This is a genomic window from Mesorhizobium sp. M7A.F.Ca.CA.002.05.1.1 (assembly GCF_003998335.1).
Lineage (GTDB): Bacteria > Pseudomonadota > Alphaproteobacteria > Rhizobiales > Rhizobiaceae > Mesorhizobium.
Window position 1 is genome coordinate 1 of sequence record NZ_RZQI01001617.1, and the last position, 503, is coordinate 503.

At 63.2% G+C, this 503-nt stretch carries 1 protein-coding gene; it reads left to right on the forward strand.

Annotation, left to right across the window (positions count from 1 at the left end; genetic code table 11):
- A partial coding sequence (locus EN939_RS37365; RefSeq protein WP_442919607.1) for a kynureninase/PvdN C-terminal domain-containing protein occupies positions 1 to 503 on the forward strand: 503 nt, incomplete at both ends.

Consider the following 503-nt stretch of genomic DNA (forward strand, 5'->3'; position numbering starts at 1 on the left):
CATCTATGCCGCGCAGCGCCATCACGGCGATATCAGCCAGCCGCTCAGCGGCTGGTGGGGCCATGCGCGGCCCTTTGCCTTCGAACGGGGGTATGTTGCCGGCACCGGTATCCGCCGCTTTCTGTGCGGCACCCAGCCGGTCCTGTCGATGCGGGCGCTCAAAGGCGCGCTTGCCATCTGGAACGACGTCGACATGGCGGCATTGCGAAAAAAGAGCGTCGCGCTGACGGAACTGTTCATCCAGCTCGTCGAAGCAAAGTGCGGCGCCTATGGCCTCACGCTGGAGACCACCCGCGACGCGACCAGGCGCGGCAGCCAGGTGTCGTTCCTTCACGATCACGGCTATCAAATCATGCGGGCGCTGATCGAGCGCGGCGTCATCGGTGATTTTCGCGCGCCATCGACCATCCGTTTCGGCTTCACGCCCCTCTATATCGGCTACAAGGATGTGTGGCTGGCGGTTCAAGTGCTAGAAGACATTCTGCGCACGGGCGCATGGAAGG